Source organism: Stenotrophomonas sp. NY11291 (assembly GCF_023277365.1).
Lineage (GTDB): Bacteria > Pseudomonadota > Gammaproteobacteria > Xanthomonadales > Xanthomonadaceae > Stenotrophomonas > Stenotrophomonas geniculata.
Genome location: NZ_CP096975.1, coordinates 4,406,373 through 4,428,572 on the forward strand (window position 1 = coordinate 4,406,373; position 22,200 = coordinate 4,428,572).

Annotated in this window: 19 protein-coding genes; 12 read left to right on the forward strand and 7 right to left on the reverse strand. The window is 67.9% G+C overall.

Features of this window, described 5'->3' with window-relative positions:
• Positions 1 to 154: 154 nt before the first annotated feature.
• Together rpoD and dtd are read right to left on the reverse strand one after the other, a co-directional pair.
• The gene (gene rpoD, locus M1L61_RS20570; RefSeq protein WP_049480199.1) at positions 155 to 2,008 is read right to left on the reverse strand and encodes an RNA polymerase sigma factor RpoD; all 1,854 of its coding nucleotides are present in this window, start codon (positions 2,006 to 2,008) and stop codon (positions 155 to 157) included.
• A 90-nt stretch (positions 2,009 to 2,098) separates the two neighbouring features.
• A complete protein-coding gene (dtd, locus tag M1L61_RS20575; RefSeq protein ID WP_049480200.1) occupies positions 2,099 to 2,539 on the reverse strand; it encodes a D-aminoacyl-tRNA deacylase in 441 nt (146 codons plus the stop codon).
• A gap of 62 nt (positions 2,540 to 2,601) precedes the next feature.
• Between dtd and M1L61_RS20580 the strand changes: the two genes are divergently transcribed.
• From M1L61_RS20580 to M1L61_RS20595, 4 genes are all read left to right on the forward strand, one after another.
• The gene (locus M1L61_RS20580; RefSeq protein ID WP_043397526.1) at positions 2,602 to 3,522 is read left to right on the forward strand and encodes a lauroyl acyltransferase; all 921 of its coding nucleotides are present in this window, start codon (positions 2,602 to 2,604) and stop codon (positions 3,520 to 3,522) included.
• 85 nt (positions 3,523 to 3,607) lie between these two features.
• Positions 3,608 to 4,744 (forward strand): GTP cyclohydrolase II RibA, encoded by a 1,137-nt coding sequence (gene ribA, locus M1L61_RS20585; protein ID WP_049452915.1) that lies wholly within the window; start codon positions 3,608 to 3,610, stop codon positions 4,742 to 4,744.
• A 75-nt stretch (positions 4,745 to 4,819) separates the two neighbouring features.
• Positions 4,820 to 5,320 (forward strand): PH domain-containing protein, encoded by a 501-nt coding sequence (locus M1L61_RS20590; protein WP_043397520.1) that lies wholly within the window; start codon positions 4,820 to 4,822, stop codon positions 5,318 to 5,320.
• The gene (locus M1L61_RS20595; RefSeq protein ID WP_191850079.1) at positions 5,317 to 6,855 is read left to right on the forward strand and encodes a PH domain-containing protein; all 1,539 of its coding nucleotides are present in this window, start codon (positions 5,317 to 5,319) and stop codon (positions 6,853 to 6,855) included. The genes M1L61_RS20590 and M1L61_RS20595 overlap by 4 nt, the downstream gene beginning before the upstream one ends.
• A 113-nt stretch (positions 6,856 to 6,968) precedes the next feature.
• On the opposite strand, the gene M1L61_RS20600 is transcribed toward M1L61_RS20595, so the two are convergent.
• Positions 6,969 to 8,027 carry a CDP-glycerol glycerophosphotransferase family protein gene (locus tag M1L61_RS20600; RefSeq protein WP_248854801.1) on the reverse strand — a complete coding sequence of 353 codons (1,059 nt, stop codon included), beginning with the start codon at positions 8,025 to 8,027 and terminating at the stop codon, positions 6,969 to 6,971.
• On the opposite strand from M1L61_RS20600, the gene M1L61_RS20605 reads away from it, so the two are divergent.
• Both M1L61_RS20605 and M1L61_RS20610 read left to right on the forward strand, forming a co-directional pair.
• Positions 8,026 to 8,844: a glycosyltransferase family 2 protein gene (locus M1L61_RS20605; RefSeq protein ID WP_010481187.1), complete on the forward strand. Its 819-nt coding sequence runs from the start codon at positions 8,026 to 8,028 to the stop codon at positions 8,842 to 8,844. The genes M1L61_RS20600 and M1L61_RS20605 overlap by 2 nt on opposite strands.
• A gap of 43 nt (positions 8,845 to 8,887) precedes the next feature.
• Entirely contained in the window at positions 8,888 to 10,009 is a 1,122-nt protein-coding gene (locus tag M1L61_RS20610) for a glycosyltransferase family 4 protein (RefSeq protein WP_248854043.1), read from the forward strand.
• Between the two features lie 18 nt (positions 10,010 to 10,027).
• Here the strand turns inward: M1L61_RS20610 and M1L61_RS20615 are convergent, their stop codons facing one another.
• The 4 genes from M1L61_RS20615 to def all read right to left on the reverse strand — a co-directional run bounded on the left by M1L61_RS20615 (position 10,028) and on the right by def (position 14,664).
• A complete protein-coding gene (locus M1L61_RS20615; protein WP_248854044.1) occupies positions 10,028 to 11,749 on the reverse strand; it encodes a glycosyltransferase family 39 protein in 1,722 nt (573 codons plus the stop codon).
• 23 nt (positions 11,750 to 11,772) lie between these two features.
• Complete coding sequence (rsmB, locus tag M1L61_RS20620; protein WP_010481181.1) at positions 11,773 to 13,104, reverse strand: 16S rRNA (cytosine(967)-C(5))-methyltransferase RsmB; 1,332 nt, start codon at positions 13,102 to 13,104, stop codon at positions 11,773 to 11,775.
• 3 nt (positions 13,105 to 13,107) lie between these two features.
• Positions 13,108 to 14,031, reverse strand: a complete 924-nt coding sequence (gene fmt, locus M1L61_RS20625) for a methionyl-tRNA formyltransferase (RefSeq protein WP_010481179.1) — start codon at positions 14,029 to 14,031, stop codon at positions 13,108 to 13,110.
• Between the two features lie 120 nt (positions 14,032 to 14,151).
• Positions 14,152 to 14,664 (reverse strand): peptide deformylase, encoded by a 513-nt coding sequence (gene def / locus M1L61_RS20630; RefSeq protein WP_248854045.1) that lies wholly within the window; start codon positions 14,662 to 14,664, stop codon positions 14,152 to 14,154.
• Between the two features lie 126 nt (positions 14,665 to 14,790).
• Here def and M1L61_RS20635 point away from each other — a divergent pair, with 126 nt between their 5' ends.
• The 6 genes from M1L61_RS20635 (at position 14,791) to M1L61_RS20660 (ending at position 22,159) form a co-directional block, all read left to right on the forward strand.
• The gene (locus tag M1L61_RS20635; RefSeq protein WP_010481176.1) at positions 14,791 to 15,924 is read left to right on the forward strand and encodes a LysM peptidoglycan-binding domain-containing protein; all 1,134 of its coding nucleotides are present in this window, start codon (positions 14,791 to 14,793) and stop codon (positions 15,922 to 15,924) included.
• Positions 15,925 to 16,054: 130 nt separating this feature from the next.
• Positions 16,055 to 17,182, forward strand: coding sequence for a DNA-processing protein DprA (dprA, locus tag M1L61_RS20640; RefSeq protein WP_248854046.1), 1,128 nt, complete (start codon positions 16,055 to 16,057; stop codon positions 17,180 to 17,182).
• A 43-nt stretch (positions 17,183 to 17,225) separates the two neighbouring features.
• Positions 17,226 to 17,699, forward strand: a complete 474-nt coding sequence (locus tag M1L61_RS20645) for a DUF494 family protein (RefSeq protein ID WP_005411195.1) — start codon at positions 17,226 to 17,228, stop codon at positions 17,697 to 17,699.
• A gap of 39 nt (positions 17,700 to 17,738) precedes the next feature.
• A complete protein-coding gene (locus tag M1L61_RS20650; RefSeq protein WP_019338922.1) occupies positions 17,739 to 18,497 on the forward strand; it encodes a pilin in 759 nt (252 codons plus the stop codon).
• A gap of 49 nt (positions 18,498 to 18,546) precedes the next feature.
• The gene (locus M1L61_RS20655) at positions 18,547 to 19,479 is read left to right on the forward strand and encodes an RDD family protein (protein ID WP_010481172.1); all 933 of its coding nucleotides are present in this window, start codon (positions 18,547 to 18,549) and stop codon (positions 19,477 to 19,479) included.
• Positions 19,480 to 19,672: 193 nt separating this feature from the next.
• Complete coding sequence (locus M1L61_RS20660) at positions 19,673 to 22,159, forward strand: DNA topoisomerase I (protein WP_248854047.1); 2,487 nt, start codon at positions 19,673 to 19,675, stop codon at positions 22,157 to 22,159.
• Positions 22,160 to 22,200 lie beyond the last annotated feature (41 nt).

Below are 22,200 nucleotides of genomic sequence, written 5' to 3' on the forward strand. Positions count from 1 at the left end.
GGCTCGGTCGCCGGAATAGTGTTACGTAATCAATACGAATCCCGTTACGAATCCGCCGGCCACGCCCCACCGCCACCAAAGAAAAACCCCGCCGAAGCGGGGGTTCTTCTTGACAGCACCACTTGCCGAGCATGGGCTCGGCACTACCTGGAAATCAATCGATATCCAGGAAGCTGCGCAGCTGCTCCGAGCGGCTCGGGTGACGCAGCTTGCGCAGGGCCTTCGCTTCGATCTGGCGGATGCGCTCGCGGGTCACGTCGAACTGCTTGCCGACTTCCTCAAGGGTGTGGTCGGTGTTCATGTCGATGCCGAAGCGCATGCGCAGCACCTTGGCTTCCCTCGGGGTGAGGCCGGCCAGCACGTCGCGCACGGTTTCAGACAAGTTGATGTTGGTGGTGTTCTCGATCGGGGACTCCACGTTGGTGTCCTCGATGAAGTCGCCCAGATGGGAATCCTCGTCGTCGCCGATCGGGGTTTCCATCGAGATCGGCTCCTTGGCGATCTTCATCACCTTGCGGATCTTGTCTTCCGGCATGTCCATTTCCTTGGCCAGCTCCTCCGGCGTAGCCTCGCGGCCGTACTGCTGGAGCATCTGGCGGGAAATGCGGTTCAACTTGTTGATCGTCTCGATCATGTGCACCGGAATACGGATGGTGCGCGCCTGGTCGGCAATCGAGCGGGTGATCGCCTGGCGGATCCACCAGGTGGCGTAGGTCGAGAACTTGTAACCGCGGCGGTACTCGAACTTGTCCACGGCCTTCATCAGGCCGATGTTGCCTTCCTGGATCAGGTCCAGGAACTGCAGGCCGCGGTTGGTGTACTTCTTGGCGATCGAGATCACCAGGCGCAGGTTGGCCTCGACCATTTCCTTCTTGGCCTTGCGCGCCTTGGCTTCACCGTAGGCCATGGCACGGCTGATTTCCTTCAGCTCTTCCAGGTCCAGCTGGGTCAGCTTCTCGATGTCGATCGTCGCCTGCTGTTCGGCGATGATCTGGTCCTTCACTTCGCGCAGGGCCGACGACCACTTCTGCTTGCGCTTCAGTGCGTCTTCCACCCACTCCAGGTTGGTCTGGTTGCCTTCCCAGGAACGGATGAAGTCCTTGCGCGGCATGCGTGCAGTGACGGTGGCCAGGTTCAGCACGCGGCGCTCATGGGCCTTGATCGACGCCATGGTGTCGCGCAGCTGCTTGGTCAGCACATCGGTCAGCGGCAGCGGCAGCTTCAGGGTGACGAACACCGCCGACATTTCTTCGCGCAGGCGCGGCAGGTTCTTCTTGTCGCCCTTGGTCGCGGCCTTCTTGAAAGCGTTGAAGGCATCGCTCAGCGCCTGCATGCGCGCGGCGACTTCCTCCGGATCCGGACCGGTCGGTGCGGCTTCTTCATCGCCACCGTCGACATCGTCGTCCTCGTCCTCGTCGCCTTCGGCGTCGGCATCGCTGCTGTCATCGGCAGCGGCCGCCGGCGGTGCCGGCTCTTCATCGGTCAGATCGTTGAAGCCGACGATCACTTCGGCCAGGCGCTTCTTGCCTTCCTTGTGGGCTTCGTAGTCGGTCAGCAGCGACTCGACCGAGACCGGGAACTGGCCCAGGGCCGCCTGGACCTGCGAAAGGCCTTCCTCGATGCGCTTGGCGATGGCGATTTCGCCTTCGCGGGTCAGCAGCTCGACGGTGCCCATTTCGCGCATGTACATGCGCACCGGGTCGGTGGTACGGCCACCTTCGGTGTCGAGCGCGCTCAGTGCGGCGGCGGCTTCTTCGGCCGCGGTGTCATCGACTTCGCGGTTACCGGTGTTGCCGTCGTTGAGAAGCAGGGTTTCCACATCCGGCGCAACTTCATGGACATCGATGCCCATGCCGTTGATCATGCCGATGATGTCTTCGATCTGTTCCGGGTCGACCATGTCGTCCGGCAGATGGTCATTGACTTCGGCGTAGGTCAGGTAGCCCTGTTCCAGGCCCTTGCTGATCAGTTGCTTGATTTCGGATTGGGCAGGACGTTCGTTGGCCATGTAGTGCTCGCGCCACCGGCTAGGGAGAAATAGGGAACGTAGCATTATACCAGCCCGGGGCCCGGCCTGCCGGGCGGTGGTCCCGGCGGCTTAGGGCCTGAGAAGGAAGGTCACGGGACCGTCATTGACCAGGCTGACGACCATATGGGCACCAAATTGGCCCGTTTCCACCCCTGGCGCGTGATTTTCACGACAGATCTCGACAAATCGATTGAACCCGCGTTCAGCCTCGTCCGGCGGCGCGGCGCTGGTGAAGCTGGGCCGCATGCCCGACCGGGTGTCGGCGGCCAAGGTGAACTGGCTGACCAGCAGCAGGCCGCCGGCGGTATCGCGCAGCGAACGGTTCATCTTCCCGGCCTCGTCGGCGAATACCCGGTAGCCCAGCAGGCGCTCGGCCATTCGCTGCAGCTGGGCCTCGCTGTCGCCCGGCTCCATGCCGACCAGCGCCAGCAGGCCGGGGCCGATCTGCCCCACCGCTTCGCCCTCGACGTGGACGGCGGCCTGGCTGACGCGCTGGATCAGGACGAGCATGCGGGGGCTTCCAATGAACACGGCCGGCCACGATAGCAGCGCCCTTGGCTAAACTGGCGCCGATGAATCCGCAACGCAAAGCCCGGCTGGTCTACCGCGCCACCACCCTGTTCGCCCGCCTGCCCTGGCCGCTGCTGCGGGGAGTCGCCCGTGCCCTGTCCTGGACCTGGATCAGTCTCAACGCCCGTGAGAGCCGCGTCACCCGGCGCAACCTGGAGTTGGCCTACCCGGACCTGGAGGGCGCCGCGCGCGACCGCCTGCACCGGAAGCTGCTGCGCTCCACCGCCCTGCAGGCCATCGAAACCCTGCGACTGTGGAGCCAAGCGCCGGCCGACAACCTGCGCCTGCACCTGAAGCAGCGCCACGGCGAGGCCCTGTACGACGCGGCGCTGGCCAGCGGCAAGGGCGTGATCGTGGCGGCGCCGCACTTCGGCAACTGGGAGCTGCTGAACCAGTGGCTGGCCTCGCGCGGGCAGATCGCCATCGTCTACAAGCCACCGGAGGACGAGGCCAGCGATGCCTTCCTGCAGCTGGTGCGGGGCGGCCAGAACGTACAGCAGGTGCGTGCCGAAGGCCCGGCCGTGCGCCAGCTGTTCAAGGTGCTCAAGGACGGCGGTGCCACCGGCATCCTGCCCGACCAGCAGCCCAAGGCCGGCGATGGGGTGTTCGTGCCGTTCTTCGGCGTGCAGGCGCTGACCATGACCCTGGTCAACCGGCTGGCCGAGCGTACCGGCGCCACCGTGCTGTATGGCTGGTGCGAGCGCATCGGGCCGGACATGGAGTTCGCCCTGCACATCGAACCGACCGACCCCGCCGTGGCCGACCCGGACCCGCAGGTGGCCGCCACCGCGCTCAATGCAGGCATCGAGCGCATCGCCCGCCGCGACCCTGCGCAGTACCAGTGGACCTACAAGCGCTATACGCTGCGGCCATCGGGCAGTGGCGAGGAAGACCCCTACGCGACCGAGGAGCACCCGCACTGACGGCCGCTCCACTCAGGCCACCGGCCCCTGCGACCGGCGGCCGCACCACGTTGAATACGACGCCGGCGCCCCCATAGAGACTGCGATGTCCGCCTCCCCCGGTCCTGCCATGCCTGCTGCTTCTTCCCTGTTCGGCGATCCGGCCGCGATCCGCTGCGAGCGCGCGGTTTCCGAACTGCGTGCCGGTCGCCCGGTGCTGCTCCACGATGGCCAGGGCCAGCGCCTGGCGGTGATCGCGCTGGACAGCGCCACGGCCAGCAGCTTCGCTGCCTTCGCCAATGCCGCCCACGAGCGGCATTACCTGTTCCTGACCGCCACCCGCGCCCGCGTGCTTGGCGTGGAGGCCCCGCAGGGTGCGCGCCTGCCGCTGGCCGGTGTTGCCTTCGACGCCCTGCCCTCGCTGGGCTATCTGCGCGAACCGGGCCCGATGCCGGACGGCTGGAGTGCCGGTGACGCCTTCGACGCAGGCGCCGTGGAACTGGCCCGCCTGGGCCTGCTGCTGCCGGCGATGGTCGCGGTGCGCCTGGACGCCGAAGACCGCACCTTCGATGGCGCGGCCGAGGTGGCCCTGTGCGACCTCGCCGAAGGCGCAGCACATGCCGCGCATGATTACGAGCTGGTGGCGCGTTCACCGGTGCCGTTGCGCGATGTCGGCATGACCACGTTCGCGGTGTTCCGTGGCGGCGTCGCCCAGCGTGACCAGGTCGCGATCATCGTCGGCGAACCGGACCTGTCGGCGGTGGTACCGGTGCGCGTGCACTCCTCGTGCCTGACCGGTGACCTGTTCGGCTCGCTCAAGTGCGACTGCGGCGACCAGCTGCGGCGCGGCCTGCGCAAGCTGAAGGAACTGGGCGGCGGCGTGCTGCTGTACCTGGACCAGGAAGGCCGCGGCACCGGCATCGCCGCCAAGATGCGCGCCTACGGCTACCAGCACGACGGCCTGGACACCATCGACGCCGACGCACAGCTGGGCTTCGGTGCCGACGAGCGCCGCTACGGCAGCGCGGTGGCCATGCTGCGTGGCCTGGGCATTTCGCGCGTGGCCCTGCTCAGCAACAACCCGACCAAGGCGCAGCGCCTGCGCAATGCCGGCATCGAAGTGCTGGACTGCATTCCGGTCACCGGCGAAATCACCGCCGAGAACGAACACTACCTGCGCACCAAGGCCGATCGTGCCGGCCACATGCTGGATGTGGACGCGCTGATCCAGGCTGCCCAGTAACGCAGCCGACCTGCTACCGTCTGCGCGGTGCGGCCACGGCCGCCACCGCCCGCCCTGCCACCTGACGGAGCCCGCGTGACCGACGTTCCCCTTACTGCTCCGCCCACCGATGCCTGGCAGTCGCTGCCGCGCCGCGCCTCGCGGCTGGCCGCACTGGAAGGTGCCTTCGGTGGCCTGTTTGTGCCAGGCCTGCCGCTGGCCGCTGCATGGTGGTTCTTCGATCTGCCCGGTGGCGTATGGGTCGCAGCCCTCGGGCTGCTGGTGGGGGCTGCATGTGGTGCGTGGCTCGGCCACCGCCGCCTGGTCCGCACCCGTTGGCGGCTGGACGCACAGGGCCTGGGCCTGCGACGAGACCTGATGTGGCAGCTGGAAACGCGCATTCCCCTGTCGCGCGTGCAGCACCTGGACCTGCGCCGCGGGCCACTGGAACGCCGCGCCGGTCTGGCCACGCTGATCGTGCACACCGCCGGCACCCGCATGAGCGCGGTGACCGTCAGCGGCCTGGACGAGGCGGATGCCGAGCGCCTGCGCGACACCCTGTCCCATCAGCTCGACCAGGACGCCGACGCCCTGTGAGCCTGCCACCACCTCTGCCTGCAGCGCTGCCCACCGGTGGCGAGGACCACCGCCTGCATCCGTGGTCATGGTTGTTCGTACTGTTGATGCAGCTGCGCCATTACTTCCTGCCGCTGGTCGCGCTGCTGGTGTTCGGCCAGCGGGGTGACCGCGACCCGATGTGGGCGCAGCTGATTCCGCTGACGGCAATTGCCGCACTGGTACTGGTGTCGGTGCTGCAGTACCTCAGCTACCGCTACCGTATCGGCAGTGATGCGATTACCGTGCGCAGCGGTCTGCTGGCGCGCAACCGGCGCGAGATTCCGTTTGCGCGCATCCACAACGTGGAAGTCCGGCAGAACCCGCTGCACCGCCTGTTCGGTGTGGCCGAGCTGCGCCTGGAATCGGCCGGCGGCGTGCGTCCAGAAGCCGAAATGCGGGTGCTGCAGCTGGACCAGGCGCTGGCGCTGGAACGACTGGTGCGCCAGCGCGGGCAGGCGCCGCAGGCCGCCGACGTTGTCGCCGCCGCCTCGATCACCGAGGCCGACACCGAACAGGTACTGCTGCGCCTGTCGAGCTGGGACGTGGTGCGCATGGGGCTGCTCTCCAACCGTGGCTGGGCGCTGGCGATCGCCGCGTTCGGTGTCCTGTTCCAGACCGTCCCGCGGCCGGTGATGGACGATGCCCTCCAGCGCGGTGGCCGCGAGGCCTTCGGCTACGCCAGCCACCTGCACCCCGGCGTGGCCGGCGCGTTCCTGCTGCTGGCTGCGGCTCTGTTGCTGGGCTGGCTGGCGCTGCGCGTGTTGTCGGTGGTGCTGACCCTGCTGCGCTACCACGGCTTCACCCTCAGCGAGCAGGATCGCCGCCTGACCGTTTCGGCTGGCCTGCTCAGCCGCACCCGCAGCAGCGTGGCGCGCCGGCGCATCCAGGCCTGGACGCTGCGCGAAGGTACGTTGCAGCGCTGGTTCGGACTGCGCCAGCTGCGCATCGACAGCGCCGCCGGTGGCCCTGCGCGCGATGAGGACCGCGCCCTGCGCGAACTGGCACCGCTGGCGTCAAGTACGCGTTGCGAGCAGCTGGTGCAGCACCTGCTGCCACAGTTGCAGTGGCCACCCGCGCAGTGGCAGTCCATTCCGCAGCGCGGCTGGTGGCGGCTGTGCCTGGGCGCGCTGCTGCTGGTGCCGCTGCTGGCTGCGGCCGCGTACTGGCGCTGGGGCCCATGGGGCCTGCTGGTGCTTGCGTGGCTGCCGGTGGCGCTGCTGGTCGCGCACCGGCAGATGGCGCGCATGGGCTGGTACCTGGACGAGCACTATGTGGCGGTGCGCGGCGGCTGGTGGAAGCGCTGGTGGCGCTGGGCCGAGCTGGACAAGGTGCAGGGCCTGCGCCTGCAGCGCTCGCCGCTGGACAGGCTGCTGGGCACCAGCAGCCTGCAGCTGGATACCGCCGGCGCGCATGGCGATGTGGCGCTGACCCTGCACCATCTGCCGCAGGCACAGGCGCAACAAGTGATGGAGCAGCTGGCCGCAGCACTCGCGCGGCGCAAGCTGCGCTGGTGACGGCGGGGCCGGATCCCGGCCGCGCATCCACGCATGGCGTGGATCTACTGTAGCGCCGAGCCCATGCTCGGCTTGACGCAGCCGAGCATGGGCTCGGCGCTACATCACCCCCGTTACCGCTGCGAGGGGCCCCAATAGCCCAGGTCCTTGCGGATCTGCAGATCGCGCACCCAGCTGCCGAACGGCTTGCGCCGCAGCGCGCCCATTTCACCCGACAGGAAATCCTCGGTGGCCGCGATCACGCGCTCGCTGGACAGGCCATCGCGGTACGGGTGGATGGCATCGGCGTAGCGCACGATTTCCGCCTGCAGCGCCGCGTCCGGGTGCAGCGCGCGCTGCAGCATCGCCTGCAGCTGCGCAGGATCATCGAAGTCGATCATGTGCGGCTTGGGCACGCGGTTGCGGAAGGTCACCACCGGCTTGTGCTGGACAATGAACTCCGAAACGATCGACGAGGTATCCGATACCAGTACATCGGCGGCGCGCTGCGCGGCCATCACCTGCTCGGGCTCGATGAAGCGGGCATTGGCACCGGCCAGCGCGCGGTAGCGTTCGAACAGTTCCGGCGGGCACTTCGGGTGCAGGGTCAGCAGCCAGTAGTGATCACCAGCAGCGATATCGGCGGCGATCTGCGCGTGCAGGTGCGGGGCCGCGCTCAACCGTTCAGTGAAGGTCGAGCCGAACAGGATCACCGGGCGCTCGCCGGCCGGAGCACGCAACGCGGCGCTCTCGCCACCGTCATCGCGGAACAGCGGGTCCAGCTTCGGCCAGCCGGTCTCTGCCACCGCGAAATGGCCCTGCAGGGCAGCGATCTCGCGGAACGGCGCAGTGGTGGCCGGCCCCTGCGTGCAGTACAGGTCGAACATGCCGCGCACCCGGAAGTGGCCGCGCGCACTGTCCCGCTTTTCCACGTTGAAGCCATGGAACAGCTGCACCTTGGCCCCCGAAAGGAACGTCGGCACCCAGTTGGCCGCGCTGAATACCGCCCGCGGACGCATTGCCAGGGCCTGCTTCACGCCCAGGTTGGGCACCCCCGGCAGGCTGCTGCCGGCCGCGCCATCCTCGAACCAGGCTGCTACCTCCTGCCCGGACGCGTGCAAGGCCTGCGCCAACGGGGCGAGAATAGGCAGCGCATAGCGCTCCGTCGCAAACAACAGGTACCCGGCCATCATGTCCTCCACGACCGCTCCCATCGAACGGCCTCGCATCTCGGCGTGCATTATCGCGTTCAACGAGGCCGGGCGCATCGGCGACTGCCTGGCCTCGCTGGCCTTCTGCGATGAGATTGTGGTGGTGGACTCGCAGTCCACTGACGCCACCGTAGCCATCGCCGAGGCCGCCGGTGCCCGCGTGCTGCAGCGCCGGTTCGAGGGTTTCCGCAGCCAGAAGGCGTTCTGCGTCGAGCAGGCCAGCCATGACTGGGTGCTGTGCCTGGATGCCGATGAACGGATCAGCCCGGAACTGCGCGCGGCCATCGAACAGGCCCGCGACGGCGGCTTCAGCGGCCACGCCGGCTACCGTTTCGCCCGCCTCTCGGAGTATTTCGGCAGGTTCCTGCGCCACGGCAACGCCTATCCGGACCGGGTGATGCGGCTGTTCGACCGCCGCCAGGGCGGCTGGCGCGGCAAGCGCGAGATCCACGAGGCGGCCAGCGTCGACGGCAGCGTCGGTACGCTGCGCGGCGACCTGATCCACTACCCGTACCGGTCATTGCAGCAGCAGCTGGCCAAGACCGAGAAGTATGCGCGGATGATGGCCGAGCACGAGTTCGCACGGGGCAAGCGGGCCACCCTGGGCAAGCTGGTACTGGCGCCGGCCTGGCGCTTCTGGCGCGGCTTCCTGTTCCGTGGCGGCTTCCGCGATGGCTGGCACGGCCTGGTGTATGCCTACGTGCGCGCCAACTACGTGCGGCAGAAAACCATCATGCTGTGGATGCTGGGCAATGGACAGGCGGTGGCCGACCCGGCGCCTTCCGCGGACAGGCCGTGACCACGCTGTGTCACACTGCGCGGGCGTTGCCTGAAGACCCCCCATGAAAATCCTGTACACCAACTTCCACTACGGCGACGGTGGCGGCCACACCACGTACATCGTCTCGTTGGCGCGTGCGTTGCACGGCCAGCACACGCTCCATGTCGCCGCGCCGGCCGACAGCCGCCTGCTGCGGACCATGGCCGATGAAGGCATTGCCCGCACACTGCCGATTGCATTCGGCAGCGGCCTGCCAACGCTGCCCCGGCAGCTGGCCGAACAGCGTGCGCTGCGCAGGCTGGTGCGCGATGAAGGCATCGACCTGATCCACGTCAACGGTGCGCGCGACCACCGCTTCGTGATGCAGGGGCTGCTTGGCATGCGCCGCCCGCCGATCGTGCTGACCAAGCACAACAGCAAACCCACCGACACCTTCGGCAATGTGCTGCGCGCGCGCTGGGCCACCGATCGGCTGATCGCAGTCTCGGCCGACACCAAGCGCCTGCTGGAACAGGGCCCATACCGTCGCTGCCCGATCGACGTGGTCCGCAACGGCGTGGACCTGGAGCGCTACTCGCCACAGCCGGCCGGCACCGGCAGCGCGCTGCGCCAGCAATGGACGCAGGATCCACAGGCGCTGGTGCTGGTCAGCAATGCCGGCACCGACGATTACAAGGGCTGGATCGACCTGGCCCAGGCCATCGCGCGGCTGCCCGATGCGGTACGCCCGCACGTGCACATGGCCGTGGCCGGCCACCTGCCCACCGCGCAGCAGCGCGAACAGGTGCAGGCGCTGGGCGAGGTGGCCGCGCAGGTGCACTTCACCGGCCTGCTGGCCGATACCCGCGTACTGATCGCGGCCGGCGATGCTGGCTTCGTGCTGTCCCATGACGTCGAGACGATCTCCTTCGCCTGCCGCGAGATGATGGCCAGCGCCAAGCCGATGCTGGTCAGCGATTACGCGGGCCTGCCGGAAAACATCGAACAAGGCGTCGATGGCTGGGTCGTTGCCACCCGCGACATCGACGCCATCGCCGCACAGGTGCAGGCGCTGTACGCACAGCGCGATGCGCTGCCGGAACATGGCCGGGCAGCACGCCGCCATGCACAGCGGGAGTTCGGCCTGCAGACATTCGCCGACGCCACGCTGGCCAGCTACCACGCCGCCCTGGCCAGCCCCTGAGCCAGGTTGCCCGAACGCTCAATCGGTGATGCCGGGCCCCTGCAGGCGGCGCTCGTGCTCGAGTTCCGCCGCCGACGGCCGGCAGGTGCCGGCGACCGCGTCGGCAGGCACCAGCCACCAGCGGCGACGATTGGAAATGCCCGCCATTTCGGCCTGCGCACGATCAATGCAGGCCTGCATCGCATCTTCGTTCACCAGCAGCCAGCGGTGCTGCGGAACCAGCCGCTGCCAGCGCACGGCTGCCTGCAGCTGTTGATGCCAACGCGCTTCGAATCCAAAGGTGGCCGCAGGACGATCGGCCATCAGCAGGTTCTGCTCTTTCCATGCCACCAGTCCCAGCTCGGCCTGCGGGCCGATGCGTGCGCTGACCTCGCGCATCAGGCCACGGGCCGAGCTGGAATCGTTCAACACCGGATAACCGACCAGGCTGTACAGCACCCAGACCCCGGCAAGGGTAGCGACCAGGGCAACGTGCCTGCGCCGGCGCCCGCACACCCACAGGCTCAAGGCCGACCAGGCCGCCATCGCCAGCGCCGCCCAGGCCAACGCATCGGTGGCACCGGGAAGCAACCCGCGGCCATGGGTAAGGCGCACTTCGAAATCCGGATCACCCAGCAGCGCCAGCGCACCGACCAGGCCCAGCGCCAGTGCCAGCAACGCGGTGAATGCGCCCAGCACACGCTGCACATCGCGCCGCCTCAGCAGCCCCGGCAGCAACGGCGCCAACGCCAGGCAGAACATCGGCAATGCCGGCAGGATGTAGACGTCGCGCTTGCCGTGCGGAATGGAGAAGAACAGCACGACCAGCAGCCACCAGGCCAACGGCAGCAGGTAGCGCGCATCGCGCCGGCGCAGCCGCCGGAACCAGGCCGGAAGCGCCCACGGCAGCAGCAGGAACGCGGGGATCCACATCGACGGCATGATCGCCAGGAAGTACCACCACGGCTGGTGATGGTCCCAGGACTGCGTATAGCGCCGTGCCGTCTGCCGGAACAGGATGTCGTCGATGTAGGCGCGGTACGGCTCCGAGCCGGTGGCCAGGCCGGCCAGCAGCATCGGCACCAGCCACAACGACACCGCCAGCAGGAAGGCCAGCGGTGCCAGCCAGAAGCGTAGGTCACGCACGTGCAGGCTCACCCGCGGCCAATGCAGCATGGATGCGACTGCGGCCGGCACGATCATCATCAGCGCCAGCACGCCTACGCCCTTGGTGATCACCCCGATGCCGGCGAAGAACCAGCCCATCCACCACCAGCGCCAGGCCGGGCCCAGCAGCAGATGGCGCAGCAGGCCGTAGTTGGCCAGGGTGATGAACAGCACCACCAGCGGATCGATCTGCGCCTTCTTCGCCTGGAAGGTGAAGTGCAGCGCGAACAGCAGTGCCCAACCCGCGTACAGCCCCACCTGCCGCGTCCACAGGCGGCGGCCGAGATCGACCACGCACCACAGCGTGCCCAGCGCGGCCAGCAGCGAGGGCAGCAGGAACGCCATCCGCCAGTGGCCGACCAGGCTGTACAGCGCGGCCTGCCACCACATCAGCATCGGCGGCTTGTCCGAATAGAGTTCGGGGCCGCGATGCGGGAACAACCAGTAACCACTGTCGACCATCTGCTTGGCCACCAGCGCGAAACGTGGCTCATCCGATGGCCACGGATCACGGAGGCCCAGGCCGGCCCCCAGCACCAGCAGGGCCATCACCACCAACAACCACGTCTGGCGCGACGCGTGGGTTTTCAGCATGGGACTCGAAACGGCAGCGGGGGTCAGGCTGCTTTTAACAGACGCGCGTAGAAGAAACCGTCAGCATCGTTTTCACCCGGCAGCCGCTGGCGTGCCACCCCTTCGCAATCGACGCCGAACGCGTCGCCCAGTGGCTGCGCCACGGCATCCGGATGCCACTTCAGGAACGCGCGCACCTGATCGATGTTCTCGGCGCGCAGGATCGAACAGGTGGCATACAGCAGCACGCCGCCCGGGCGCAGCATCGACCAGCAGGCTTCCAGCAGGCGCGCCTGCACGCCAACCAGTGCATCGATGTCTTCAGCGCGACGGTGGAACATCACATCCGGCTGGCGGCGGATCACGCCAGTCGCCGAGCACGGCGCATCCAGCAGGATCGCGTCGAACGGCACGCCATCCCACCAGGCACCGGGATCACTGGCATCGGCAGCCAGGGTCTGCGCATGTTCGCCCACGCCGGTGCGGGTGTAGGTATCGCGTGCGCGGGCCAGACGGCGCGCGTCGATATCCAGCGCCAGCAGGCGCAGGCTGGGGTCGCGCTCCAGCAGGTGCGCCGACTTGCCGCCGGGTGCCGCGCAGGCGTCCAGCACGCGGGCACCGGCCACCGGGGCCAGCGCATCGGCCGCACACTGCGCCGACAGGTCCTGCACCGAGATCGCGCCCTCGGCGAAGCCGGGCAGCTGATTCACGGCAACCGGAGAGGCCAGCCGCAACGCGTCGGCGCTGAGCGGACTGGCTTCCGCGGCGATGCCGGCTTCGGCCAGCGCTGCCAGTGCCTTGTCACGGCCGCCCTGCTGGCGGTTGGCGCGCAACCACAGTGGCGCCGGTTGCAGGCTGGCGCTGAAGATCGCGTCGGCTTGCGCCGGCCAATCGCGTTCCACCGCATCGGCCAGCCATTCCGGGAAGGCATCGCGCGCGGGCTGTTCCGGGAAACCTTCGCGCTGCGCACGGCGCAGGATCGCATTGACCAGGCCCGCCTGGCGCTCACGGCCCAGTGCACGCGCGGCATCGACCGTGGCCGACAGCGCCGCGTGCGCCGGCAGCTCGAGCACGTCCAGCTGGGCGAACCCGACCATCAACAGCGTGCGCAGGTCGGCATCACGCGCCGACAGCGGCTTCTGCATCCACGACTGCAGCGCCGCGTCATAGGTGCTGCGGCGACGCAGGACGGCGAAACACAGCGCTTCCAGCAGCGCGCGGTCGCGGCTGTCGGCCAGCTTCGGCAGCGCCCAGGCCAGCTCGGCCTTCAGCGAACGGCCACGGGTGAACACCTGTGCCAGCACACGTGCGGCCAGCATGCGCGTGGCCGCGCCCGGCGCCGCCTTGGCGACGGAGAAATCGTTCTGCTTCGACACCGCTTATGCCCCCACGCGCAGATCGCGGCGGGCGTTGAGGTAGTCGGCCGCAGTAATCGCCTTGCCACCTTCCCGCTGCAGCACTCGCAGGCGCAGCGCGCCCTGGCCACAGGCGATGTCGATGCCATCGCGGCTGGCGGCCAGTACGGTGCCCGGTGCCTGGCCGTGGTCCGCCTCCAGCGCCACCGCACCATGGATGCGCACGCGTTCACCGGCCAGCGTCGCCTCGGCGATCGGCCACGGATTGAACGCGCGCACGGTACGCGCCAGCGCGCCGGCGTCCTGCGCCCAATCCAGCTTCGCTTCGGCCTTGTCCAGCTTGTGCGCGTAGGTCACGCCCTGCTCCGGCTGCGGCCGCGCGATCGGCTTGATGCCGGCACGCAGCAGGCCCAGGCCATCGGACAGCACCTGTGCGCCCAGCTCGGCCAGCTTGTCATGCAGCTGGCCACCGGTATCGGTGGCCGCGATCGGCAGTTCCTGGTGCAGCAGCACCGGGCCGGTGTCCAGGCCGGCCTCCATCTGCATCAGGCAGACGCCGGTCTTGGCGTCGCCGGCCTGGATCGCGCGCTGGATCGGCGCGGCACCGCGCCAGCGCGGCAGCAGCGAGGCATGCACGTTCCAGCAGCCGTGGGTCGGAATGGCCAGCACCGCCTTGGGCAGGATCAGGCCATAGGCCACTACCACCATCAGATCCGGCTGCAGGTCGCGCAGCTGCTGCTGGGCGGCCGCGTCCTTCAGCGACTCCGGCTGGTAGACCGGAATGCCACGGGCCACGGCTTCCAGCTTGACCGGCGACGGCGCCAGGCCACGGCCACGGCCGGCCGGACGATCAGGCTGGGTGTAGACGGCCACGACCTCATGATGGCGCGCAGCCGCGCGCAGCGATGACACCGCGAATTCCGGCGTACCGGCAAAGACAATCCTCATGGCTACCCCACTTGCAGGATGGATTCGTGCAGGAAAGAAAACGGCGCCGTCGGCCGGCGCCGTACAGCCCGCGCGTGCCGCGCAGGCGCGGGCCACCCGAAGGGTGGCCCGGATTGGCGATCACGCCACGTGCTTGCGCTGCTTGGCCAGCTTCTTGCGCACCATCTCGCGCTTGAGCGGCGACAGATAGTCGATGAACAGCTTGCCGTCCAGGTGATCCATCTCATGCTGGATGCAGGTGGCCAGCACTTCGCCGGCTTCCATCTGCTGTTCCTGGCCGTTGCGGTCCAGGTACTTCACGGTGATGGTATCGGCACGGGAGACGTCAGCGAAGATGCCCGGAACCGACAGGCAGCCTTCCTGGTACACCCGGCCCCCGTCCTTGGCGACGATTTCCGGGTTGATGAACACATGCGGTTCATTCTTTTCTTCGCTGACGTCGATGACCATGAAGCGCTTGTGCACGTCCACCTGGGTGGCGGCCAGGCCGATGCCCGGGGCGTCGTACATGGTCAGGAACATGTTGTCGATCAGTTCCTGGAAGGCCGGCGTGGTGACTTCGGCGACTTCGATCAACGCAGCCTTGGTACGCAGGCGCGGATCGGGGAACTCGAGAATGGGGAGAAGGGCCATGGCTGTTTCCGGATAGGGGGCCGGCACGCCGGCATACGTCGCAGATTCTAGCTCCAACGCTTGCCTTGCGCCCCGGTTTCTGGACTATAGTGCGCGAACCTGTTGGGGAATCAGGGCTTCACACCTATGTTGCTTCGTTTTCGTACGGTCGTCGCCGCGGCGATGCTGACCGTGGCTGCCTATGCTACCGCCGTGGAAGTGAATGGCGGGCACCCGGACACCTATGTGGTCCGAAAAGGGGATACGTTGTGGGATATCGCCGCACGTTTCCTGCAGAAGCCGTGGCTGTGGCCGGAGATCTGGCAGGCCAATCCGCAGATCGCCAATCCGCACCTGATCTATCCCGGTGACGTGCTCAGCCTGGCCTATCTGGACCGGGTGACCGTCGCTGCCAAGCCCGGCCCGCGCCAGGAAGCCCCGATCGATGCCATTCCGCTGGCCCAGGTCGAGCCGTTCCTGAAGCAGCTGAGCGTGGTCGACAGCATCGAGCAGCTGCCCTACGTGGCCGGCCTGGAGGAAGAACGCCTGCGCGTCACCAGCGGCAGCGCGGTGTACGTACGCCTGGCTGACGCCCAGCTGGGCCAGCGCTGGGCCGTGGTCCGCCCGACCGTGCGCTATGCCCAGCCCAAGCCGACCGAGGACCTGACCGCCAACGGCGACGTCACCCCGGGCAGCGGCAACCTGTGGCGGGCCTACAACGCCCCCAACCACCGCCGCGGCGTGCTCGGCTATGAGCTGGCCCAGGTCGCCACCGGCACCATCACCCATGTCGCCGGCGGCAAGGTCGAGGCGTCCACCCTGGTGCTGGACAAGAACGAGGGCGGCCGCGAGGTGCGTGCCGGCGACCGCCTGGTCCCGGTCGAGGCCAAGCCGTACGACCTGCAGTTCATTCCCCATGTCCCGGCCGCCGGTGTGGAGGGCGTCGACGTGCGCGTGCTGGCCGTCACCGACATGTTCACCGCCGCCGGCCCGCGCGATGTGATCGCGATCTCGGCAGGCCGCGCGCAGGGCGTGGACAACGGCACCGTGTTCTCGTTGTGGCGCCCAGGCCGCCACGTGGCGCACCGCATGAAGTACCCGACCTCGTCGCGCATGGACGATTCGCTCAGCACCGGCGCAGGCCGGGTCTCGCTGCCGGACGAATATGCCGCGCACGCCATGGTGTTCCGTACCTTCGACAACGTCAGCTACGCGCTGGTGATGCAGGGCGTGAAGCCGGTGCGCGTGGGGTTCAACGCACTGCACCCGGACGCGAAGTAGCCATCGCCAGGCGGCCCGGCCACTGCGTGTAGTGCCGGCCTCTGGCGGGCAGGCACCTCCGGCAAAGTCTGACAGCCACATGCGAAGGCGCCCTAGGGCGCCTTTGTTGTATGCGCTCGATAGTGGGGGGATGACCAACCCAACTGACGAGGCGCTGCTGCGCCTGTTGATGGCAGGCGGCGCGCTGGCACCACGTCGGGCGCTGCTGGAGGCCGCAGGCAATGCGGAAATCGCGATCGCGCAGGGCGCCGCGAACTGGCGCGCCCACGGCTGCACGCCAGAGCAGTGCGCCGCACTGGAACGCCCGGACGCCCGGGCCTCGGCCGTGGCACGGCGCTGGCTGGAAGACGACAACCAGCACCTGCTGGCCTTCACCGATCCGGCATTCCCCCCGGCCCTGCTGGATGTTCCCAACCCACCCCTTGCGCTGTTCATCGCCGGTGACCCCAGCCTGGCCTGGCGCCCGTCGGTGGCGCTGGTCGGCAGCCGCTCGCCAACGCCGGGCGGACGCGCGCTGGCAGCCCGCTTTGCCGGCTGTTTCGTCGAAGCCGGACTGACGGTGACCAGCGGCCTGGCGGCGGGCATCGACGCCGCCGCCCACCAGGCGACACTCGACGCCGGTGGTTGCACCGTGGCGGTCATCGGCACCGGCCCGGACCGGGCCTACCCGGACAGCCACGCTCGCCTGCAGGCCCGGATCGCCACCGAGGGCGCGGTGCTCAGCGAGTACGTGCCGGGAACGCCGGCACGCCCTGGCCACTTTCCCGCCCGCAACCGGCTGGTGGCCGGGCTGGCACTGGCGACGGTGGTGGTCGAGGCCGCCCAGCGCTCCGGCGCGCTGATCACCGCACGCCTGGCTGCCGAGGCCGGCCGCGAGGTCTGCGCCCTGCCCGGCTCGGTGCTCAATCCACGCGCGGCGGGCTGCCATCGGCTGATCCGTGAGGGTGCTGCATTGGTCGAGCGCCCGGAGGAGGTCCTGGAACTGCTGGCCCCCGCCCTCCGCCAGCAGCTGCCGAGCTTGCAATCACGGTTGGCCACCCCCACTGAACAGGCACCGCCGGTACTCCTGCCGGCGCGCTGGGCCGACGACCCTGACTACCAGTGCTTGTGGCGGGCCCTGGACCACAACCCAAGCAGTATGGATTCACTGATCACGCGCTGTGGATTGACGGCGCCCCAGGTGTCCTCCATGCTGCTGGCCATGGAACTGGCGGGAATCGTGGTGTGCGTACACGGCCGCTACTGTCGAACTCCCTAGTTTCTTCACCTCCACAGCGTCGCGCGACGCAGGCCGAGGGGCAATGAAAGAGAGCATCCTGGACGTACTGCTGTACCTGTTTGAACACTATTTCAGCGAAGATGCGGACCTGATCCGTGACCGCGATTCGCTCCAGAACGGCCTGATCCAGGCCGGTTTCAGCCCAACCGAGATCAACAAGGCATTCGACTGGCTCGATGCCCTGGCCGCGCAGCGGCCGAGCGTGGCCCAGGCACGGGTCGATGGCCCCGTGCGCGTCTACCACGGTCCCGAGCTGGACAAGCTGGACGTGGAATGCCGCGGCTTCCTGCTGTACCTGGAACAGCACGGCATCCTCGACGCCGACCAGCGCGAGCTGGTGCTGGACCGGGCGATGGCCCTGGACCAGGACGAACTGGACCTGGACGACCTGAAGTGGGTCGTACTGATGGTGCTGTTCAACCAGCCTGGCTCCGAGGCGGCGTATGCCTGGATGGAGACGCAGATGTTCATGGACGAGCCAGAACCCCTGCACTGACCGTACACTTGGGGGCATAGCGCATTCAGGAGCGTCCCCGTGAGCGAGTGGTTCCATGCAGAAGGCAACCGGCAGCAGGGTCCGCTGCCAGCGGAACAGTTGGTCGAGTTGTTCCGCAACAACCAGATCTCCCTGGACACCCTGGTCTGGCGCGACGGCCTGCCGCAATGGCAGCCGTTGCGCACCGTGGTCGACGAACTCGGCCTGATCGTGCCGGCGCTGGACGCTGCCACGCCACCCGTGGAACCCGAGCCCGAACCGGAACCGGTGGCACCGCCTCCGCCGCAGCCGCCGGTACTGCCGCCGTCCACCCCCTACACCACCAGTGCATCGGCCACCGCCCTGCCGGCGCCGAAGAAGAAGCTGTCCGGTTGCGCACTGACCGCCATCATCGGCGGCGGCCTGCTGCTGGTGCTGGTACCGATCGTGGCCATCCTGGCCGCCATCGCGCTGCCTGCCTACAACGACTACACCGTGCGCGCCAAGGTCGCCGGCGCAGTGACCGCACTGCAGCCGTTGAAGGACCAGGTGCAGCATTTCGCCGATGACGAAGGCCGTTGCCCCGGTGCCAACGACGCCGGCTTCCCGGCCCCGGGTGACTTCGCCCATGCAGGGCTGTCGGCGGTGAACATCGGTCGCTTCAACAATGGCCACTGTGGCATCGAAGCCACCCTGGCGCTGCCCGGCAAGAGCCTCGATGGCGACCTGCTGTGGCTGGAATACGATCGCGACAGCGGCCGCTGGGAATGCAGTGGCGAAAGCAACGACAAGTACCTGCCGCCGTCGTGCCGCGGCTGAGCCACGCGCACGCCAGCACCTCCAAGGATGATTCAACAGGGAACATGCAATGACTGAGTGGTACTACGCCGAAGGACAGCAACGCCAGGGCCCGCTGCCGGTCCAGGAGATCCGCCAGCGCTTCCAGCGTGGCCAGCTCAACCTGGACACCCTGGTCTGGCGCGAGGGCATGGCCCAGTGGGCTGCACTGCGCCAGGTGGTCGACGAGCTCGGCCTGCAGACGCTGGCCGATGCCAGCACTGCCACCAGCAGCGGCGGCTTCGACCTGCGTGGCGACTATGCCGCCATCGACAACGGCAGCGCCCCGCTGCCCGGCACCGGCGCACTCAGCAGCTCGCCATACAGCGCTCCAGCCGCCGCCGGCGGCGGTGGCCACGCACAGCCGGTGGTTGGCGGTGAAGTGGTCTACGCAGGCTTCTGGAAGCGTGTGGCGGCCTACATGATCGACTACTTCGTGCTGGTCATCCCCGGCAGCATCATCGGTGCCATCCTCGGTGCGATCCTCGGCGCCAGCATGGGCGCGGTGGGCAGTGGCGAATCGGCCATCGAGATCGTGGCGCAGCTGGCCAGTGCCCTGATCAACCTCTGCATCGGCATGGCCTACTACACCTGGTTCCACGCCTCGCAGGGCGGCGCCACGCTGGGCAAGATGGCGGTCGGCATCAAGGTCGTGCGTGGCAACGGCGAGCGCCTGACCAAGGCGCGCGCATTTGGCCGCTACTGGGCCATGCTGCTGAGCAGCTTCACCCTCGGCATCGGTTTCCTGATGGCGGCCTTCACCGAGCGCAAGCAGGGCCTGCACGACATGATCTGCGACACCCTGGTGGTCGACCGCTGGGCCTACACCGACCAGCCGCAGCTGCAGCGCCGCGAGCTGGGCACGGTGACCGTGCTGGTGCTCGTGCTGACCGGCCTGCTGTCGCTGGCGGGCGTGGTCCTGCTGGTGTTCGCGGTCGGCTTCATCGCCAAGATGGCCTCATGAACGGCCATCCTCACGCCTGGCTGCTTGACATGGGCTGGCCGGGCGTGATTCCTCTAATAAGGTGAAACCTGAACGCCCGGCACATTACCGGGCGTTCAGTTTATGGATTTGCCCGTGGCCGCTTCACTAATGCGGCCGTTTGCTCCACCCTAGCGGCCCCTCTCCCCCGGTCCGCCCACAGACCTTTCCTGACATGCCCAAGCACCTGCTCATCGTCGAATCGCCGGCCAAGGCCAAGACGATCAACAAATACCTCGGCAAGGACTACACGGTCCTGGCCTCGTATGGGCACGTGCGCGACCTGATCCCGAAGGAAGGCGCGGTCGACCCGGACAACGGGTTCGCCATGCACTACGACGTGATCGACAAGAACGAGAAGCACGTCGATGCGATCGCGAAGGCCGCCAAGGGCGCCGACGACATCCTGCTGGCCACCGACCCGGATCGCGAGGGTGAGGCGATCAGCTGGCACATCGCCGAAATCCTGAAGGAACGCGGGCTGGTCAAGGACAAGCCGATGCAGCGCGTGGTGTTCACCGAGATCACCCCGCGCGCCATCAAGGAAGCGATCAGCCAGCCGCGCGCGATCGCCAGCGACCTGGTCGATGCCCAGCAGGCGCGCCGCGCGCTGGACTACTTGGTCGGCTTCAACCTGTCGCCGGTGCTGTGGCGCAAGGTCCAGCGTGGCCTGTCCGCCGGCCGCGTGCAGAGCCCGGCGCTGCGCATGATCGTCGAGCGCGAGGAAGAGATCGAAGCCTTCATCGCCCGCGAATACTGGTCGATCGCCGCCGAGTGCGCACACCCGTCGCAGCACTTCAACGCCAAGCTGATCAAGCTGGACGGGCAGAAGTTCGAGCAGTTCACCATCACCGATGGCGACACCGCTGAAGCAGCGCGCATGCGCATCCAGCAGGCCGCGCAGGGCTCGCTGCATGTCACCGATGTGGCCAGCAAGGAGCGCAAGCGCCGCCCGGCGCCGCCGTTCACCACCTCCACCCTGCAGCAGGAAGCCTCACGCAAGCTCGGCTTCACCACCCGCAAGACCATGCAGGTGGCGCAGAAGTTGTATGAAGGCGTGGCCATCGGCGACGAAGGCACCGTCGGCCTGATCTCGTACATGCGTACCGACTCGGTGAACCTGTCGCAGGACGCGCTGGCCGAGATCCGCGATGTGATCGCCCGCGACTACGGCATCGCCTCGCTGCCGGACCAGCCGAACACCTACCAGACCAAGTCCAAGAACGCCCAGGAAGCGCACGAAGCGGTGCGCCCGACCTCGGCGCTGCGCACGCCGGCCCAGGTCGCACGCTTCCTCACCGACGACGAGCGCCGCCTGTACGAGCTGATCTGGAAGCGTGCGGTGGCCTGCCAGATGATCCCGGCCACGCTCAACACCGTCAGCGTCGACCTCTCGGCCGGCAGCGAGCACGTGTTCCGTGCCAGCGGCACCACCGTGGTGGTGCCCGGCTTCCTGGCCGTGTACGAAGAAGGCAAGGACAACAAGAGCGCCGAGGACGAGGACGAAGGCCGCAAGCTGCCGGCGATGAAGCCCGGCGACCGCGTGCCGCTGGAACGCATCCAGGCCGAACAGCATTTCACCCAGCCGCCGCCGCGCTACACCGAAGCGGCGCTGGTGAAGGCGCTGGAAGAGTACGGCATCGGCCGTCCCTCGACCTACGCTTCGATCATCCAGACCCTGCTGTTCCGCAAGTACGTGGAAATGGAAGGCCGCAGCTTCCGCCCGTCCGACGTCGGCCGCGCAGTGTCCAAGTTCCTGTCCAGCCACTTCACCCGGTACGTGGACTACGACTTCACCGCCAAGCTCGAAGACGAGCTCGACGCCGTCTCGCGTGGCGAAGAAGAGTGGATCCCGCTGATGGCCCGCTTCTGGGAGCCGTTCAAGGAGCTGGTGGAAGACAAGAAGGAATCGGTCGACCGTGCCGAGGCCAGTGGCGCGCGCGAGCTCGGCACCGACCCGAAGACCGGCAAGCCGGTCAGCGTGCGCCTGGGCCGCTTCGGGCCATACGCCGCCATCGGCAGCACCGCCGAAGATGCCGAGGAGAAGCCCAAGTTCGCCTCGCTGCGCCCCGGCCAGTCGATGCACACCATCTCCCTGGAAGACGCGCTGGAGCTGTTCCTGATGCCGCGCGCGCTGGGTGAGGACAAGGGCGAGCCGGTCAGCGTCGGCATCGGCCGCTTCGGCCCGTTTGCCAAGCGCGGCAGCACCTATGCCTCGCTGAAGAAGGAAGACGACCCGTACACCATCGACCTGGCCCGCGCCGTGTTCCTGATCGAAGAGAAGGAAGAGATCGCGCGCAACCGGATCATCAAGGAATTCGACGGCAGCGACATCCAGGTGCTGAACGGCCGCTTCGGCCCGTACATCAGCGACGGCAAGATGAACGGCAAGATCCCCAAGGATCGCGAGCCGGCATCGCTGACCCTGGCCGAAGTGCAGCAGCTGATGGAAGAAACCGGCAAGCCGGTGCGCAAGGGCTTTGGCGCCAAGAAGGCCACCGCGAAGAAGGCCCCGGCCAAGAAAGCAGCGGTGAAGAAGGAAGCGGCGCCAAAGAAGGCCGCTGCAAAAAAAGCACCTGCCAAGAAGGCCCCGGCCAAGAAAGCAGTAAAGAAGGCCGCCGCCAAGAAGGCCCCGGCGAAGAAGGCCGCTGCAAAGAAGTAGATCCACGCCATGCATGGATGAGGGCCAAGGTGTGCGGACCA

Excerpts from the sequence above, each read along its gene's own strand:
- rpoD (WP_049480199.1), bottom strand. The coding sequence starts at position 2,008 with ATGGCCAACGAACGTCCTGCCCAATCCGAAATCAAGCAACTGATCAGC.
- dtd (WP_049480200.1), bottom strand. The coding sequence starts at position 2,539 with ATGCTCGTCCTGATCCAGCGCGTCAGCCAGGCCGCCGTCCACGTCGAG.
- M1L61_RS20580 (WP_043397526.1), top strand. The coding sequence starts at position 2,602 with ATGAATCCGCAACGCAAAGCCCGGCTGGTCTACCGCGCCACCACCCTG.
- ribA (WP_049452915.1), top strand. The coding sequence starts at position 3,608 with ATGTCCGCCTCCCCCGGTCCTGCCATGCCTGCTGCTTCTTCCCTGTTC.
- M1L61_RS20605 (WP_010481187.1), top strand. The coding sequence starts at position 8,026 with ATGTCCTCCACGACCGCTCCCATCGAACGGCCTCGCATCTCGGCGTGC.
- M1L61_RS20600 (WP_248854801.1), bottom strand. The coding sequence starts at position 8,027 with ATGATGGCCGGGTACCTGTTGTTTGCGACGGAGCGCTATGCGCTGCCT.
- M1L61_RS20610 (WP_248854043.1), top strand. The coding sequence starts at position 8,888 with ATGAAAATCCTGTACACCAACTTCCACTACGGCGACGGTGGCGGCCAC.
- M1L61_RS20615 (WP_248854044.1), bottom strand. The coding sequence starts at position 11,749 with ATGCTGAAAACCCACGCGTCGCGCCAGACGTGGTTGTTGGTGGTGATG.
- fmt (WP_010481179.1), bottom strand. The coding sequence starts at position 14,031 with ATGAGGATTGTCTTTGCCGGTACGCCGGAATTCGCGGTGTCATCGCTG.
- def (WP_248854045.1), bottom strand. The coding sequence starts at position 14,664 with ATGGCCCTTCTCCCCATTCTCGAGTTCCCCGATCCGCGCCTGCGTACC.
- M1L61_RS20635 (WP_010481176.1), top strand. The coding sequence starts at position 14,791 with ATGTTGCTTCGTTTTCGTACGGTCGTCGCCGCGGCGATGCTGACCGTG.
- dprA (WP_248854046.1), top strand. The coding sequence starts at position 16,055 with ATGACCAACCCAACTGACGAGGCGCTGCTGCGCCTGTTGATGGCAGGC.
- M1L61_RS20645 (WP_005411195.1), top strand. The coding sequence starts at position 17,226 with ATGAAAGAGAGCATCCTGGACGTACTGCTGTACCTGTTTGAACACTAT.
- M1L61_RS20655 (WP_010481172.1), top strand. The coding sequence starts at position 18,547 with ATGACTGAGTGGTACTACGCCGAAGGACAGCAACGCCAGGGCCCGCTG.
- M1L61_RS20660 (WP_248854047.1), top strand. The coding sequence starts at position 19,673 with ATGCCCAAGCACCTGCTCATCGTCGAATCGCCGGCCAAGGCCAAGACG.